This is a genomic window from Brevibacillus brevis (assembly GCF_031583145.1).
In the GTDB taxonomy this organism is placed as follows: domain Bacteria; phylum Bacillota; class Bacilli; order Brevibacillales; family Brevibacillaceae; genus Brevibacillus; species Brevibacillus brevis_E.
Map to the genome: position 1 here is coordinate 417,424 of NZ_CP134050.1, position 14,375 is coordinate 431,798.

Annotated in this window: 15 protein-coding genes; 8 read left to right on the forward strand and 7 right to left on the reverse strand. The window is 55.5% G+C overall.

The genetic code is table 11. From position 1 onward, the window contains the following. Positions 1 to 118 precede the first annotated feature (118 nt). The 7 genes from RGB73_RS02295 to RGB73_RS02325 form a co-directional block, all read right to left on the reverse strand. A complete protein-coding gene (locus tag RGB73_RS02295; protein WP_310768738.1) occupies positions 119 to 535 on the reverse strand; it encodes a DUF2243 domain-containing protein in 417 nt (138 codons plus the stop codon). A 53-nt stretch (positions 536 to 588) separates the two neighbouring features. After that, positions 589 to 1,626: a cytochrome d ubiquinol oxidase subunit II gene (locus tag RGB73_RS02300; protein WP_310768741.1), complete on the reverse strand. Its 1,038-nt coding sequence runs from the start codon at positions 1,624 to 1,626 to the stop codon at positions 589 to 591. Between the two features lie 24 nt (positions 1,627 to 1,650). After that, positions 1,651 to 2,982 (reverse strand): cytochrome ubiquinol oxidase subunit I, encoded by a 1,332-nt coding sequence (locus RGB73_RS02305; protein ID WP_310768743.1) that lies wholly within the window; start codon positions 2,980 to 2,982, stop codon positions 1,651 to 1,653. A 189-nt stretch (positions 2,983 to 3,171) separates the two neighbouring features. Beyond that, the gene (locus tag RGB73_RS02310) at positions 3,172 to 3,954 is read right to left on the reverse strand and encodes a pirin family protein (protein WP_310768746.1); all 783 of its coding nucleotides are present in this window, start codon (positions 3,952 to 3,954) and stop codon (positions 3,172 to 3,174) included. A 53-nt stretch (positions 3,955 to 4,007) separates the two neighbouring features. Continuing rightward, positions 4,008 to 4,394, reverse strand: coding sequence for a DoxX family protein (locus RGB73_RS02315; protein ID WP_310768749.1), 387 nt, complete (start codon positions 4,392 to 4,394; stop codon positions 4,008 to 4,010). Positions 4,395 to 4,495: 101 nt separating this feature from the next. Then, on the reverse strand, positions 4,496 to 5,122 hold the full coding sequence (locus RGB73_RS02320) for an FMN-dependent NADH-azoreductase (protein ID WP_310768752.1): 627 nt from the start codon (positions 5,120 to 5,122) through the stop codon (positions 4,496 to 4,498). 121 nt (positions 5,123 to 5,243) lie between these two features. After that, positions 5,244 to 5,690 (reverse strand): MarR family winged helix-turn-helix transcriptional regulator, encoded by a 447-nt coding sequence (locus tag RGB73_RS02325; protein ID WP_310768755.1) that lies wholly within the window; start codon positions 5,688 to 5,690, stop codon positions 5,244 to 5,246. A gap of 209 nt (positions 5,691 to 5,899) precedes the next feature. On the opposite strand from RGB73_RS02325, the gene RGB73_RS02330 reads away from it, so the two are divergent. The 8 genes from RGB73_RS02330 to surE all read left to right on the forward strand — a co-directional run bounded on the left by RGB73_RS02330 (position 5,900) and on the right by surE (position 14,373). Next, positions 5,900 to 7,000, forward strand: a complete 1,101-nt coding sequence (locus RGB73_RS02330) for a carbohydrate kinase (protein WP_310768757.1) — start codon at positions 5,900 to 5,902, stop codon at positions 6,998 to 7,000. Between the two features lie 3 nt (positions 7,001 to 7,003). Further along, entirely contained in the window at positions 7,004 to 7,930 is a 927-nt protein-coding gene (locus RGB73_RS02335; protein WP_310768761.1) for a pseudouridine-5'-phosphate glycosidase, read from the forward strand. Positions 7,931 to 8,044: 114 nt separating this feature from the next. Next, positions 8,045 to 8,839 carry a metallophosphoesterase family protein gene (locus tag RGB73_RS02340; protein ID WP_310768764.1) on the forward strand — a complete coding sequence of 265 codons (795 nt, stop codon included), beginning with the start codon at positions 8,045 to 8,047 and terminating at the stop codon, positions 8,837 to 8,839. Positions 8,840 to 9,031: 192 nt separating this feature from the next. Further along, a complete protein-coding gene (locus RGB73_RS02345; protein ID WP_310768766.1) occupies positions 9,032 to 11,449 on the forward strand; it encodes a heavy metal translocating P-type ATPase in 2,418 nt (805 codons plus the stop codon). Positions 11,450 to 11,521: 72 nt separating this feature from the next. Then, the gene (locus tag RGB73_RS02350; RefSeq protein WP_310768769.1) at positions 11,522 to 11,722 is read left to right on the forward strand and encodes a copper ion binding protein; all 201 of its coding nucleotides are present in this window, start codon (positions 11,522 to 11,524) and stop codon (positions 11,720 to 11,722) included. A 279-nt stretch (positions 11,723 to 12,001) separates the two neighbouring features. Next, on the forward strand, positions 12,002 to 12,820 hold the full coding sequence (locus RGB73_RS02355) for a PHP domain-containing protein (RefSeq protein WP_310768772.1): 819 nt from the start codon (positions 12,002 to 12,004) through the stop codon (positions 12,818 to 12,820). Next, entirely contained in the window at positions 12,796 to 13,575 is a 780-nt protein-coding gene (locus RGB73_RS02360) for a sugar phosphate isomerase/epimerase family protein (RefSeq protein ID WP_310768775.1), read from the forward strand. The genes RGB73_RS02355 and RGB73_RS02360 overlap by 25 nt, the downstream gene beginning before the upstream one ends. An 18-nt stretch (positions 13,576 to 13,593) precedes the next feature. After that, positions 13,594 to 14,373, forward strand: coding sequence for a 5'/3'-nucleotidase SurE (surE, locus tag RGB73_RS02365; RefSeq protein WP_310768778.1), 780 nt, complete (start codon positions 13,594 to 13,596; stop codon positions 14,371 to 14,373). The last annotated feature ends 2 nt before the right edge of the window (positions 14,374 to 14,375 follow it).

A 14,375-nucleotide genomic window follows, 5' to 3' on the forward strand; every position in this document is an offset into this window, starting at 1 on the left:
CTCCCGGTATTCAGTAATGTCGTGACATCCATGTGGGTTCTCCTGTTTGTAAAATGTGACCCAGAGATAAGGTTTGCCGGAAGAGGGGAATTTATAAAGGGAAAAAGTCACAGCAGGTTCACGCGGCGGTTTTTCGGCGATACAGCATCCATCCCACAGCCAGGAGAAGGACTGCGAAAACGTCATAGGAGATGTCAAACCAGACTTGATTGGGACCCGGTTTCACGTGATGGGCCTGCAAAAGGTGATGATTCAGGATCCCTTCTACAAGATTGAAGGCACCAGCCCCCAAGAAAAAGCAGCCCCAGAATCCGGATGGCGGTTCTTTGGGATCTCCTTTCCACAATAGGATACTGGAGGCAAACATGACGACGGTCACCAGCAAATGAAAATACCCATCGCTCATGATCTGATGAATCCGATCCGTGTGCATGTTGACACTGTGCCATTGCAAAATTTGATGAAAGACAATCCCATCCAGCATGCCTATTATGGCAATCCCGAACAAAAATGCCCCGATTGCAGTCATGGTCATATGGCTTCGCCTCCCAAGCGCTGCCAACGGACGGCAGTGCTTTTTTCCAGGTATTATTTTTGCCGTACATACTGCTGATCTTTCATAAACAGCCGCCAAAAGTAAAAGAAGCCGGGAATGAGGATCGCGAAGCCGACGAGATAGCAGATGAACAGGGCGTGGAACGTCTCTGGATGGGTAAAGCCCGATTCGATGGTCACCTGGGGATAGACGATGTACGGCAGCCGTGCGGCACCATAGGCGTAGCTGGCCAAGAGGTATTGGACGACGGCCGCGACGACGGCGACCCGTGGCATGTGCAGGATGAGCCGGCGCTGCGGCGGCAGCAGAACGGCGATGTAGCTGGCAAAGAAAAAGAGTACGGATGCGATCAGCCAGGGCAGGTAAGCGAGGATCCGGTCGAAGAGCCACCGCGCCTCCATCTCCATCGTCACCACAGTCAGCACTGCCATGAGCAGCGTAATGGGACCGAGAAAGGTCGCATTTCTCCGGTAAACGTCGTATGCCTTCCGTTCGCCAGCCACGTAGGAGTAGTCGGCCAGCAGGAGGGAGGAGAGGAACAGCGTGCTGCTTACGGCCAGTCCCATATAGGAATAGACATGGGGGCTGGTGAAAAAAGCATGCCAGTCCAGCTGCTCGACGCCGTTGTACATTTGGATAAAGCCGCCCTGGGTGACGGGCAGCACGCTGATCAAGAGCGCAGGGACCAGGATCCCCGTGATGCCGGAGACGATGCTGAGCGTTTTGTCGTACTTGTGGATCAGGTGCGAGAAAACCATGAAGGCGCTGCGAAGCAGGATCAGCAGCAGGACCAGGCTCCCGGGGATGAGCAGGACGGTGCCCAGGGTGAATGTGGCGCCGGGGAAAAAAGTCACGAGCGCGACGACGATCAGCACGATGAAGACGTTGACGACCTCCCAGGAAGGGGAGAGGTAGCGGTTGGCGATGGAAGTGGCCTTCGTCTTTTCGCGGTTCACGTAGATCATGGACCAAAAACCCGCCCCGAAGTCAAAGGAGGCGGCGACGGAATAGATCACGACGAAAATCCACAGCAGGGTGATGGCGATGATGGTATCGGTCGTATTGATCATGACGAAGCCTCCCGAAATCAAACATTATTCGGCCGTGCGCTCGCTGCGCTGCCCGCCGGAATCCAGCTCCAGCGGGTGGCGGCCGAAGTAGCTGCGGAAGACCAGCAGCGTGACGACCGCCAGAAACAGGTAGACGGCCAAAAAGATCCAGAAAAACGTGGAGACGCCGACGGCTTTCGTAGCGGCATCGGCCGTTTTCATTACGCGGTAGATGACCCACGGCTGCCTACCGGTGCAGGCGAAAATCCAGCCGAACTCGATTCCGAGCAGGGACAACGGGGCGCTGGCGACAAATACCCAGAGCACCCAGCGGGGAAACTGGGAGCGCTTCAACAGCTTTTTCCAGGCAAAGCCGACGAAGCCGACGAAAATCAGAAGGCTGCCGACGCCGACCATGCCGTTGAACAGCGTATGGATGTACAGCGGGGGCCACAGCTCCTCGGGAAAATCGTCCAGGCCGACCACGACCTCGTCAAAGCGGTTCGCAGCGAGAAAACTCAGGGCCCAAGGAATCTCGACGGCGTATTTGACTTCTTTTGTCTCGGGGTCGGTGAACCCGCCGACCGCCAGCGGAGCGTAGGCCTGCGTCTGGAACAACCCTTCAGCGGCCGCGAGCTTTTCCGGCTGGTAGCGGTGCAGCAGCTGGGCCGATTCATGCCCGTTTAATGCCGTGAGCAACGAAAACGATCCGCCGACGATCAAGCCGAGCAGCAGCGCTTTTTGATGGTACTGATAGACGCGCCCGCCTCTTTCGGACCGAAGCATTTTCCATGCGGCTACGCCGGCGATGGCGAAGGCACCGGTCATGTAGGCGGAGACGGTGACATGCCCGGCTGTCACGAAGAAGCTCGGATTGAAAAAAGCCGCCCACGGGTCGACATCGACGATCTCCCCGTCCGCGATGCGGAAGCCGGCCGGTGTTCCTTCGAAGGCGTGAACGTTGGTAATCAAGATCGCAGAGGCTGTGGCTCCCACCAGCACCATGAACACGCTGAGCAGACGCATGGCGGGAGAGAGCCGGTGGGCGGCGTAGACGTAAATAGACATGAACAGCGCCTCAAGGAAAAAGGCAAAGATTTCGATTTGAAAAGGCAAGGAAATGACCTTGCCCACGACTTCCATGAAGCCGGGCCATAGCAAGGACAGCTGAACCCCTGAGATCGTGCCGGAGGGGATGGCGACGCCGAGCAGTATCGCCTGGGCTTTCGTCCAGCGCCTTGCCATGGTTTCGTAGTCGCGGTCTTTCGTACGCCAAAAGAGAAGCTCTACGAGCAGGATCATCAGGGGGAGTCCCACGCCGAGGGTAGCAAAAATAATGTGAAAGGCCATGGTTGTCCCGAAGGCCGCTCTAGTCATGACAATATCTTCCACGGGGCTTGCGTCCTTTCCGTATCATTCCTGAACCGTTAGGGATTCCCTGATAATGTCCCTAGAGGAAGATGGGATTATGCAAACAAAAAAGAGATGCCTGAAGCAAACTTGGGCTGCTCCAGGCATCTCTGCTGTTCTTCTGGCGGTGAAAGCAAAACGCATATCGATAAATGATTACTTGCGGTACAAGGGATAATCGACTTCGGTAGGCACCTGAATCAGTACCAGGCGGAGCGATGTGTCAGCGTCAGCTTCATATGCCACTATGACGTCATCGTTTTCTGCGGCAGTAACGACGAAGTCACCTGTGCGGAACGATTTAGCACTTGCGCTTGGCTGGTCTTCCTCGCTGTTGAAAGCGCGTCCTTGACCAGCGACCACGACCGCCGCATGGGAGTATCCAGCCGGCAGCTTTTGCGAGTAGGATTGCCCCGCAGGGATGGTGATGTCGCTCATGAGCGAATCGGTGACGAGCTGAATCGGCGCTTCCTGGCCAACGATGTGTTTGACGACTGTGCCGCCGACCGTTTCCACGGGAAAATCCTCGTGATTGTACTGATGGTAGGTCGGAGGGCGTTTGGTCGCCTTCGCCAGATGAGGCTCGAACCAGATCTGAAACATCTCGGTGTCCTTGTTCAATTCTTCGGCGTGATAGGCCCCCGAGCCAGTCTGCATGATTTGCACTCCCCCGGTCGTCACTTCCTGGAGGTTGCCCAGTGTGTCGCGGTGTCCAATCCTGCCTTGAAGCACGTACGACAAGATTTCGAATCCCGAATGGGGGTGCAGCGGAATCTCGAAGGTCTTTTCCGATTTCGCCCAGGCCCAGTAAAACAAGGGGCCGACCCGTGTGACGACTGATCCTTCGCGGGGAAAGCCGATCGGCTTGTTTTCGGTGATTTCACCGTCGCCAAAATGTCCTTTTGCCTGTTCCTCTCTTGTATAGACGGATAGTTCCATAGGGGATGCCTCCTTTGGTCCAATTATTGGCGCCCGCGTGAGGGGAGCAAAGATTAAAACAGGACGTATGCGCCAGGACCGATCAGAGCTACGCCGACCGCGATGGCGATGAGAGCCAGGTTGTACTCGTAACCGTTTTGTGTCGCCCAGTATCCGTTTGGACCGTGCACTTTGACAATCGCCATCAGCATGGTGATCACAATCAGAGCGGCACCTACCCAGGTCCAGACACCGGCTGCGAACAACAGTCCGCCGACAAGCTCACCCAGCCCGGCGAGCAGAGCCATCAAGACCCCCGGCTTTACCCCGATCGATTCCAGCCATCCGGCTGTTCCTTTCAGGCCGTGGCCGCCAAACCAGCCGAACAGTTTTTGCGTACCGTGAGCCGCAAACGTCAATCCAATCACCAAACGAATAATCAACAAACCAAGATCCATCATGATGTATCACTCCTTATGGGACTTACTATATAGTATGACCATTTATCTTCAAATATAATATTTTAAATTTGAGATATTTGGTGAAAAAAGGCTGGCGGGCCTTAAAAGGTTTCCGCCAGTTTAGCTGCTTTGACAACGCCTTCTTGCACGATTGCCTCTGCTTTGTCAGGGAATTGGTTGTGGCCTTCCACGATCACTTCGGTGATGTTGGAGATGCCCCAGAAGCCGAGCAGTGTGCGAACGTATTTGTTTGCCATTTCAACAGCTGCTGCAGGGCCTTCGGAGTATACGCCGCCGCGTGCGCTCAGCAGAGCCACTTTTTTGTCGCCCATCAGACCTACAGGGCCTTCAGCAGTGTATTTGAACGTTTTGCCTGCTTGGGACAGGTAGTCCATGTAAGTGTGCAGAGGTGCAGGTACAGTGAAGTTCCACATTGGGAATGCGATCACGACTTTGTCTGCTTCCGCAAATTGGTTCAGATATTTGTTGACGAGGTCTGCGCCTTTTTGTTCGTCGGCGCTCAGTTCCATTCCGCGGCCAGCTTTGAACATGGCGGTCAGCAGATCGTTGCCGTAATAAGGCAGGTTTTCTGCGAACAGGTCCAGTTCCGTTACTTCATCGTTTGGATGAGTTTCTTTGTAGGATTTCGCGAAAGCCTCATACAGTTTTACGCTTACCGCTTGTTCTACAGGGCGATCGTTTGCCTTGATCAAAAGTACTTTGCTCATGTTTATTTCCCCTTCCATTTTGTAAGTCGCTAACTTTTAATGTGTAAATCTCGATTTTAAGATTATTATTCATTCTTCTTTTTGTCAAGAACTTTTTTTCGGCGGTTGGCCGCCCGTTTGGCTAAAAGCTTTCTTGGGCGGCATGACCGAGTTTTTTAAGCAGGGCGATGGCTTGGCGCTGTTCTTCCGGCGTCAGGCCGCTGACCGCTTTTTCAATCGTTTGCTTGTGCGTTGGGAAAATGTCGGCCAAAAATTGTTGCCCTTTTTCCGTCAGCTCGGCGTAGATGACGCGGCGATCCTCCAGACACGGCTTGCGGACCAGCAGCTGCTTCTTCTCTAGCTTGTCCACTACATACGTAATGTTTCCGCTGGAGATCAGGATCTTTTCCCCAATTTGCTGCAAGGGTTGGGGCCCTTTATGAAAAAGAACCTCGAGCACGCCAAATTCGGTCGGATTGAGTCCATGCTGACGAATGTCGCGGCTGGTGTGGGCTGTGACCCAGTTGTACGCCCGTGACAGCACGACCAAAAGATCGAGGGAGACGTCCCGTTTGTCGGCTTCGGACATGATACCCCTCCTTTTTGTTAATATCTTTAATTTAAGATAACGCAATTTTACTCGATTTGCAGGGGTGTTGTCAAATCCAACCGCGGATCCTTATTGGCCAAGGCATCATTTTGGAAGGGAATAATCCGTTGCAGGACTTTTGTTTGTGTGATAAACTTTTGTTTGTAGATGAAACTGTGAATGCTACTCAAGAAGGAAGGAGGATGGCCGTGGACAAAGAAATGCAGATTTTGCAGCACATCCGGCACAATCCTTTTATCAGTCAGCAGGAGCTGGCCGATCTGATGGGAATTTCCCGTTCTGCCGTTGCGGGATATATCGCGCAGCTGACCAAGCGCGGGGAGATCAAGGGGCGTGCTTACGTGCTGCGCGAGGAAGGGCAAATCGCGTGCATCGGCGGAGCGAATCTGGACCGGAAGGCGCGCGGCAAGCAGCGGGTGCGCCTGCACTCTTCCAATCCCGTCACGATCATGGAGTCGTGCGGAGGAGTCGCCCGCAATATCGCCGAGAATTTGGGCAGGCTGGGCTGCAAGACCTCGCTGTTCACCAGTATCGGGGAAGACAAGGAAGGGGAATGGATCCTTCAGGAGACCAAAAAGCACGGCGTGGACATCAGCCAGGTATGGCGTCTGCCGACTCAGCGGACAGGCACCTATACCGCTCTGCTCGACATCGATGGCGAGATGATCGTCTCGCTGGCCAATATGGATATTTACGATGCGCTCACCCCGGAGATGTTTGCGGAAAAATGGTCGCATATCGCCGCCGCTCAAGCGATTTTCCTCGATACAAACGTACCGGCGGATTGCCTGGCGTACATCATCGAGCGTTGCCGGGCGGAAAGCATTCCACTGTTCGTAGACCCGGTCTCTTCCGCCAAAGCGAAAAAGCTGCCACAGCAATTGGACGGAGTGGAAGCCATCTTGCCGAATCGGGAAGAAGCAGAGCTGCTTGCAGGAGTGAGCATCGGATCGATCGAGGAATGCGCCGAGGCTTGCCGCAAGATCAGAGAACGCGGCGTGAAGCACGTCGTCGTCACGATGGGAGAGCAAGGCATCTATTATCAGACGGAGGGGATCTCCGAGCATTTCGCACCGTATCCTACGGACGTCGTGGACGTGACAGGGGCGGGGGATGCCTTCGCATCGGGCTTGCTGTACGGAATCGTCAGCGGCGAGTCGTTTGAGATGGCCTGCCGATTGGGGCTGGCCGCATCTGCCCTGACTTTGCAAACCGATCAATCCGTGTCCCCGCTGCTCAAGCCGGAGCAGCTCGAACAGGCTGTCAACCAATTTGAAAAGGAGCGATAAACGATGAAACAATATTTGACCTATACAGAGGAAGTTCGTCACGCGCTGGAAAACAATCTGCCGGTAGTGGCGCTGGAGACTACCATCATTTCGCACGGCATGCCTTACCCGCAAAACATCGAAATGGCCAAGGAAGTCGAGCAGATCATCCGCGACAACGGTGCGGTGCCTGCGACGATCGGGATCATGAACGGCAAAATCAAGATCGGCCTGACCGAGAGCGAGCTGGAGGAGTTCGCGACCAATAAATCCGTGGAGAAAGTGAGCCGCCGGGACTTCCCTTACATCCTGGCGAGCGGAAAAGTGGGCGCGACTACCGTAGCGGCAACCATGATCGCTGCCCAAATGGCTGGCATCCGCATGTTTGCGACCGGCGGCATCGGCGGCGTGCACCGCGAAGGCGAGATCACGTGGGACGTTTCGGCCGATTTGACCGAATTGGCACAAACCAACGTAGCGGTCGTCTGCGCCGGGGCCAAATCGATTCTGGACATCGGACGCACGCTGGAATATTTGGAAACGCACGGTGTGCCGGTTGTGGGCTACCAAACCTCTGAATTCCCGTCCTTCTTTGCCCGCGAGAGCGGATTTGGCGTAGACTTCCGTATGGACACGCCGGAAGAAGTGGGCACGTTGATGGATACCAAGTGGAAGCTGGGTCTGAATGGCGGCATGATCATCGCCAACCCGGTTCCGGAAGCAGATGCTTTGAACCACGCAGAGATTGAAGCTGTCATCCTGCAGGCTCTTCAGGAAGCAAAAGAAAACAACATCACGGGCAAAAAGGTAACGCCTTTCCTGCTCGACAAAGTGAAGTCGCTGACAGCAGGCAAAAGCTTGCAAACGAACATCGCGCTGGTAAGACACAACGCAGAGGTGGCGGCAAAAATCGCAGTCGCCTACCAGCAAAAAGCCAACCAGGCAAACTAAGCGAATACGCCGAAGACCGGCACAAGCCCCCGAGAAATCGGGGGCTTTTCTTATGGCGCTTTTCCGGAATTCGGCAGGTCGAGCAGGACTATCCCATAGGAGTTCGAAGATAGGATGGAAATAGAAGTTGATCTGGGAGGGGTGTCACAGATGAAGATCGCTGCACTCTATGATATTCACGGAAATTTGCCGGCGCTGAACGCAGTGTTGAATGAGCTCGAGGAGGTCAAGCCTGACCTGATTGTTGTTGGGGGGGATATCGTTTCCGGACCGATGCCAAAGCAAACGATGGAACGGCTTTTTGCCCATGCTGATCCGGTTCGCTGCATTCGCGGGAACGGAGACCGGGAAGTCGTGATGGCTTTCGACGGGCAACCGCTTCCTGCCGCCTTGTCGGAAAAAGGACGCCAAAAAACACAATGGGTAGCGCAGCAGTTGACCCCCTCTCAAAGGGATTTTCTTTGCGAACTGCCCGCAACAGCCACACTGCATGTCGAGGGGCTGGGCGATGTCCTGTTTTGCCACGCAACACCGTACAGCGATGAAGAAATCTTTACACCGATCACACCACAGGAACGGATTGTCACGATTTTTGCCGGGATCCGGGAAAAGATGGTGGTGTGCGGACACACCCATATGCAGTTTGAGCGTCAAGCAGGCAGTCTGCGCATCGTCAATGCGGGAAGCGTTGGCATGCCGTTTGCGGACCAGCCGGGGGCGTACTGGCTCCTGATCAGTCCCGCGGGCTATGAGTTTCGCAGGACGGCGTATGACCTTGAGACAGCGGCTAAGGAGATAAGAGCGAGCGGAGACCCGCAGGGGGACGAATTCGCGGAAGGGAACGTGCTCAAGGTTCCGACGGCGGGAGAGGCAACGCAATTCCTGGAAGGCATGGCTGCGAAAAACTGATTGCTTTGCCGAATAAGAGGGACGATACCAATGGGTTTCGTCCTTCTTTTTTGTTCGAAAAAACCATTTGAAAAAAATGCTTGATATACCCTGTGGGGGTATATTATACTGAAGGTGCATCAACGAGAGGTCATTAGGGAATCTTACTCGGATATATACCCCGCGAGGGTATGTGTTGATGGAGGAATCAATATGAGTGCAAAATCAGCGGAAGCCACCGTTCCGATAACCGGGATGACGTGTGCGGCGTGTGCACTTCGGATTGAAAAAGGATTGAACAAACTGGAGGGCGTAGAGGCAGCCAACGTCAACCTGGCGCTGGAGAAATCGACTGTGGTCTACGATCCCGCCGTCACCAGTCTGGATGCGATACGCGGCAAGATCGAGTCGCTCGGCTACGGCGTAGCGGCGGATAAGGCCGAATTGAACATCACGGGGATGACCTGCGCCGCTTGTGCGACCCGCATCGAAAAAGGGCTGAACAAACTGCCTGGTGTCCTAAAGGCAAGTGTCAACCTGGCGCTGGAGACGGCGGCAGTCGAATACGATTCGTCGCAGGTCGGGATCGCGGACCTCATCCGCCAGGTCGAAAAGCTCGGGTACCAAGCGGAGCGCAAAGTGGATGGCGATGGCCGGCAGCAGGCCGACCGCAGGCAGCTGGAGATCAGACGGCAGACCGTGAAGTTTTGGGTCTCCCTGATTTTCTCGCTCCCGCTCTTGTGGGCGATGGTAAGCCATTTCTCCTTTACATCGTTCATCTGGCTGCCGGATGCCCTGATGAACCCGTGGGTGCAGCTCGCTTTGGCTACCCCCGTGCAATTCATCATCGGCGCCCAGTTTTACATCGGTGCCTACAAGGCGCTGCGAAACAAGAGCGCAAACATGGATGTGCTGGTTGCCCTCGGCACGTCGGCCGCCTACTTTTACAGCCTGTATGTGGCGATCTCGTCCATCGGCACCCATGCCCACATGCTGGAGCTGTACTTCGAGACGAGCGCGGTGCTGATCACCCTGATCCTGCTCGGCAAACTGTTCGAGGCGAAAGCCAAGGGCCGTTCCTCGGAGGCGATCCGCAAGCTGATGGGGCTGCAAGCGAAAACCGCCGTAGTCATCCGCGATGGCGTCGAGCTGGCCGTCCCTGTGGAAGAAGTAAGGATTGGTGATGTCGTCCACGTCAAGCCCGGGGAAAAGGTGCCGGTCGACGGGCTCGTGCTCGAAGGCCAGTCGGCGGTAGACGAATCGATGCTGACGGGCGAGAGCATCCCGGTAGACAAAGCGGCAGGCGATACCGTCATCGGCGCGACGCTGAACAAAAACGGCTTTCTGAAAGTCCAGGCGACCAAGATCGGTAAGGAAACCGCGCTGGCGCAAATCATCAAGGTAGTGGAAGAGGCGCAGGGCACCAAAGCGCCGATCCAGCGCCTCGCCGACAGCATCTCGGGCGTCTTCGTCCCGATCGTGGTGGGGATCGCCCTTCTGACCTTCATCGTCTGGTATTTCTGGGTGCTGCCCGGCAGCTTCGCCGAGGCGCTGGAGAAGGCGATTGCTGTCCTTGTCATCGCATGCCCGTGCGCCCTCGGCCTTGCGACTCCGACCTCGATCATGGCAGGGTCCGGGCGCGCCGCCGAGCTGGGTGTCCTGTTTAAAGGCGGCGAGCATTTGGAGACGGCACACCGGCTGGATACGATCATCCTCGACAAGACAGGGACCGTGACCAAAGGGGAGCCGGAGCTGACGGACGTCATCGCGATGGACGATGATGAACCCCATCTGCTCGCACTGGTAGGTGCAGCGGAGAAAAATTCCGAGCATCCGCTGGCCCAGGCGATTGTAGCGGGCATCGCCGAAAAAGGGGTCGCGCTGGCAAGTGCTTCGTCGTTCGAAGCGATCCCTGGCTACGGCATTCGCGCCACCGTCGACGGGCAGGAAGTCTTGGTAGGCACCCGACGCTTGCTGGAGCGGGATGACATCCCGTTCGAACGTGCGGCGGATACAATGCTGGCCTTCGAGCGGGCTGGCAAAACAGCGATGCTCGTGGCCATTGACGGCAGGCTCGCCGGCCTGATCGCCGTGGCGGACACGATCAAGCCAACCTCGAAAAAAGCAGTGGAACGGCTGAAAGCCATGGGTCTCACTGTCATCATGATAACCGGAGACAACCGCCAAACGGCAGAGGCCATCGCTCGCGAGGCAGGAATCGATCAGGTCATCGCTGAAGTTTTGCCAGAAGGCAAGGCGGCGGAAGTGAAAAAGCTGCAGGCTCAAGGGAAAAAGGTCGCGATGGTCGGCGACGGGATCAACGATGCGCCGGCGCTTGCCACGGCCGACATCGGGATGGCGATCGGCACCGGCACGGATGTGGCGATGGAAGCCGCCGACATCACCCTGATGCGCGGCGAGCTCACCAGTGTGGCTGATGCCATCGAGATGAGCAAACGGACCATTCGCAACATCAAGCAAAACCTGTTCTGGGCCTTTGCCTACAACACGCTGGGCATCCCGTTTGCCGCCTTGGGCTTCCTCGCTCCGTGGCTCGCGGGAGCGGCGATGGCATTCAGTTCCGTGTCTGTCGTCCTCAACGCCTTGCGCTTGCAGCGGGTGAAGCTGTAAAGCTCGCCCTTGAAAGACAACCAGGCAAGAAGCGGCCTTGGCCGCATACCTATAAAAAAGGAGAGATTTTTCATGAAAACCGTGACCCTGAATGTAGAAGGAATGTCTTGCAATCACTGCGTAAACACCATCGAAAAAACGCTGAAGGAACTCGGCGCAACCGGCAAAGTCAATCTGGCGGCCAAAAACGTGGAGGTTTCTTACGAAGAGGGCAGCGTTACCCTGGAGTCGATCAAGGAAGCGATCGAAGACCAGGGCTACGATGTAGTCTAAGGTCCAGATAGCAGCCGCAAACACATGTCTCGCGAATCAAAAGCATCAGCCCTGACGGAACAGAGTCGGGCTGATGCTTTTTCTCTTTTTTTGTAAAGAAAGTGTTAATCGTTTACCAAACCTACATATAGGGTCAGGATTCGAACAAAAAAAGGCCGCCGGGACGGCTCTCTCGTTTATCAAAGCTTTTTCCTGCCTTTATATGACGTTAAAAAAGCGACGATACAATGAAACCAAGCAAAACGCAACAAGTCGGAAGAAAAGGAGGACACAAACGGGATGGACCTGCATCTGCATACGACGGCTTCAGACGGTTTGCTGTCACCCGTGGAATTACTGGCCGAGGCGAAAAACCGCGGTGTCAGCCATTTGGCCATTACCGATCACGATACGATCGACGGCTATTTGGTCGCTCTGGAAGAATCGCGGCGGCTCGGGCTTCAGATCGTGCCGGGCATCGAGTGGAACACGGAGGGGCCCGAGGATGAGCTGCATATTTTAGGCTACGGCTTTGATATTTCGGATTCGCGTCTTCTCCACCTGATGGACAAGCGCCAGCAGGAACGCATCCAGTGGATCAGCGAAATCGTGGAGCGCTGCAATCGCCTGGGGATGGCGGTCACGGCAGAGGAGTGCCTGTCTTTGGCAAAAGGCGGTGTGCCCGTCCGGACGCATATCGCAGAAGCGCTGGTAGCCAGAGGGTACGGCAATACGATACAGGGCGTGTTTGATCGCTATTTGCGAAAAGGCGCTCCGGCTTATGTTCCCCGTCCCGCCTTCAGCGCCCGTGAGGCTATCGAGTGCACGCACGATTTTGGCGGAATTGCGGTACTCGCTCATCCGGGAATTTACTCGTTTGAGGTCCAGCTGGGATCTCTGCTCGACTACGGACTGGATGGCATCGAAGTGTACTATTCTCGCCACTCGGCTGCCCAGATGGCTTTCTGGGAGCGTGAGGCCAGGCGGTATCACCTGATTCGATCGGGAGGCAGCGATTTTCATGGGTTTGGCTCCCGCAATCCGTACCCGGTAGGAAGCGTGCCGATTCCGCCGGACGTAAAGGAGTGGTGGGCATGCTGTATGTTTCCTCGACGCTGATGTGGAAATACCCGGTGGAAGCGGCCATCCTGATTGCCCGGCAATACGGCTTTTCCGGCATGGAGGTCTGGGCCGAGCACGTCTGGTTTCACCAAAGCAATCCCTATGAAATCCGGGAGGCAGCGAAGCGCTCGGGATTGAAGCTGACGCTGCATGCGGCGAGTTGGGATTTGAACCTCTGCTCGTTGAATCAAGGCATTCGCCGGCAATCCGTTCAAGAGGTCAAGCATTCGCTGGAGCTGGCCTGTGAAATCGGAGCAACCAGTGTCACGGTACATCCGGGAAGGGTCACCCTCTCTCCCAAAAGCCGCAGCTGGTACGAGCCGATCTTGGTCGATAGCCTGAATGAGCTCGCCCGGGAGGCTTCCAGGCTGGGGCGTGTCCTTTCCATCGAGCACATCGAGCCGCTGCCCAAGGAAATGGTCGTGACTCCGGAGGATCTGAACCGTTTGAGAGCTTCGCTGCATTGTCCGACGACTGCTACCTTCGACATTGCCCATGTACCGCTGAACAGCTCCCTGCCGCAGTTTTATCGGGAACTGGAGGACATCGACAAAATCCATGTCAGCGATGCGACGGCAACGAAGCTGCACGTCCCGCTCGGTACCGGCGAGATCGATCTTCCCGCGATTTGGCCGCTCCTGTGGGAAAAACAATGCCCGATTGTGGTGGAAGGCTGGGATGACTCGCGAGATTTGTCCCTGCTCAAACAAAACCTGCTGTTTTTGCAGCAGAAGGATTGTGTTTCTTTTTGATAGGGGGTTCGCTGAATTTTGAATATTCTCATTACCAATGATGACGGCATTTTTAGCAACGGTGTTCTTTGTCTGGCAAAAGCGCTGCAGCCGTTCGGGAATGTCTCCATCGTCTGTCCCGATCAGGAGCGCAGTGCGATCAGCCACGCCATTACGCTGAAATCGCCGGTGAAGGCAAACAAAGTGAATTTTTTCGACACGGCGCTGGAGGCGTGGGCTGTCAATGGAACGCCGGCCGATTGCGTCAAAATGGCCCTCGAAGTGATTCTCAAGGACAAGCCGGACGTGATTGTGTCAGGGATCAATCGCGGTCCCAACCTGGGCAGAGACGTCTTTTATTCCGGAACGATCTCGGCAGCCATCGAGGGGGCGATGTACCAGATTCCTTCGATCGCCGTTTCGCTTGCGACCTTGAAGCCGAACGCTTCCTTTTCCGTCGTCGAGCCAATCGCCTATGACGTGTTTGAAACGCTGCTGGGTCACAAGCTCAGTGCGGAAACCGTCCTCAACATCAACCTGCCGTATCTGTCCAAGGAGATGGTGAAAGGCGTAGCAGTCGTGCCGCTGGCGATGGACGTGCTTCGTTACCAGTACGTCGGCTTGAACGATCCGCAGGGTTATCTCTGCTACTGGCTGTCCGACAATCTGGGGGAGCTGTATTTCGACGATCAGGAATCGGACTACTTCAAGCTGCGAGATGGCTTCATCACCGTTACTCCACTGCAATTAAACATGACGAACATCGCCATGAAGGCCAAAATTGCGAAATGGTTTCAAGGCGCCAAGCAAAGCTCATAGCC

What these genes read in the sequence shown, in the direction of transcription:
- RGB73_RS02295 (WP_310768738.1), bottom strand. Translation starts at nt 535, where the DNA reads ATGACCATGACTGCAATCGGGGCATTTTTGTTCGGGATTGCCATAATA.
- RGB73_RS02300 (WP_310768741.1), bottom strand. Translation starts at nt 1,626, where the DNA reads ATGATCAATACGACCGATACCATCATCGCCATCACCCTGCTGTGGATT.
- RGB73_RS02305 (WP_310768743.1), bottom strand. Translation starts at nt 2,982, where the DNA reads ATGACTAGAGCGGCCTTCGGGACAACCATGGCCTTTCACATTATTTTT.
- RGB73_RS02310 (WP_310768746.1), bottom strand. Translation starts at nt 3,954, where the DNA reads ATGGAACTATCCGTCTATACAAGAGAGGAACAGGCAAAAGGACATTTT.
- RGB73_RS02315 (WP_310768749.1), bottom strand. Translation starts at nt 4,394, where the DNA reads ATGATGGATCTTGGTTTGTTGATTATTCGTTTGGTGATTGGATTGACG.
- RGB73_RS02320 (WP_310768752.1), bottom strand. Translation starts at nt 5,122, where the DNA reads ATGAGCAAAGTACTTTTGATCAAGGCAAACGATCGCCCTGTAGAACAA.
- RGB73_RS02325 (WP_310768755.1), bottom strand. Translation starts at nt 5,690, where the DNA reads ATGTCCGAAGCCGACAAACGGGACGTCTCCCTCGATCTTTTGGTCGTG.
- RGB73_RS02335 (WP_310768761.1), top strand. Translation starts at nt 7,004, where the DNA reads ATGAAACAATATTTGACCTATACAGAGGAAGTTCGTCACGCGCTGGAA.
- RGB73_RS02340 (WP_310768764.1), top strand. Translation starts at nt 8,045, where the DNA reads ATGGAAATAGAAGTTGATCTGGGAGGGGTGTCACAGATGAAGATCGCT.
- RGB73_RS02345 (WP_310768766.1), top strand. Translation starts at nt 9,032, where the DNA reads ATGAGTGCAAAATCAGCGGAAGCCACCGTTCCGATAACCGGGATGACG.
- RGB73_RS02350 (WP_310768769.1), top strand. Translation starts at nt 11,522, where the DNA reads ATGAAAACCGTGACCCTGAATGTAGAAGGAATGTCTTGCAATCACTGC.
- RGB73_RS02355 (WP_310768772.1), top strand. Translation starts at nt 12,002, where the DNA reads ATGGACCTGCATCTGCATACGACGGCTTCAGACGGTTTGCTGTCACCC.
- RGB73_RS02360 (WP_310768775.1), top strand. Translation starts at nt 12,796, where the DNA reads ATGCTGTATGTTTCCTCGACGCTGATGTGGAAATACCCGGTGGAAGCG.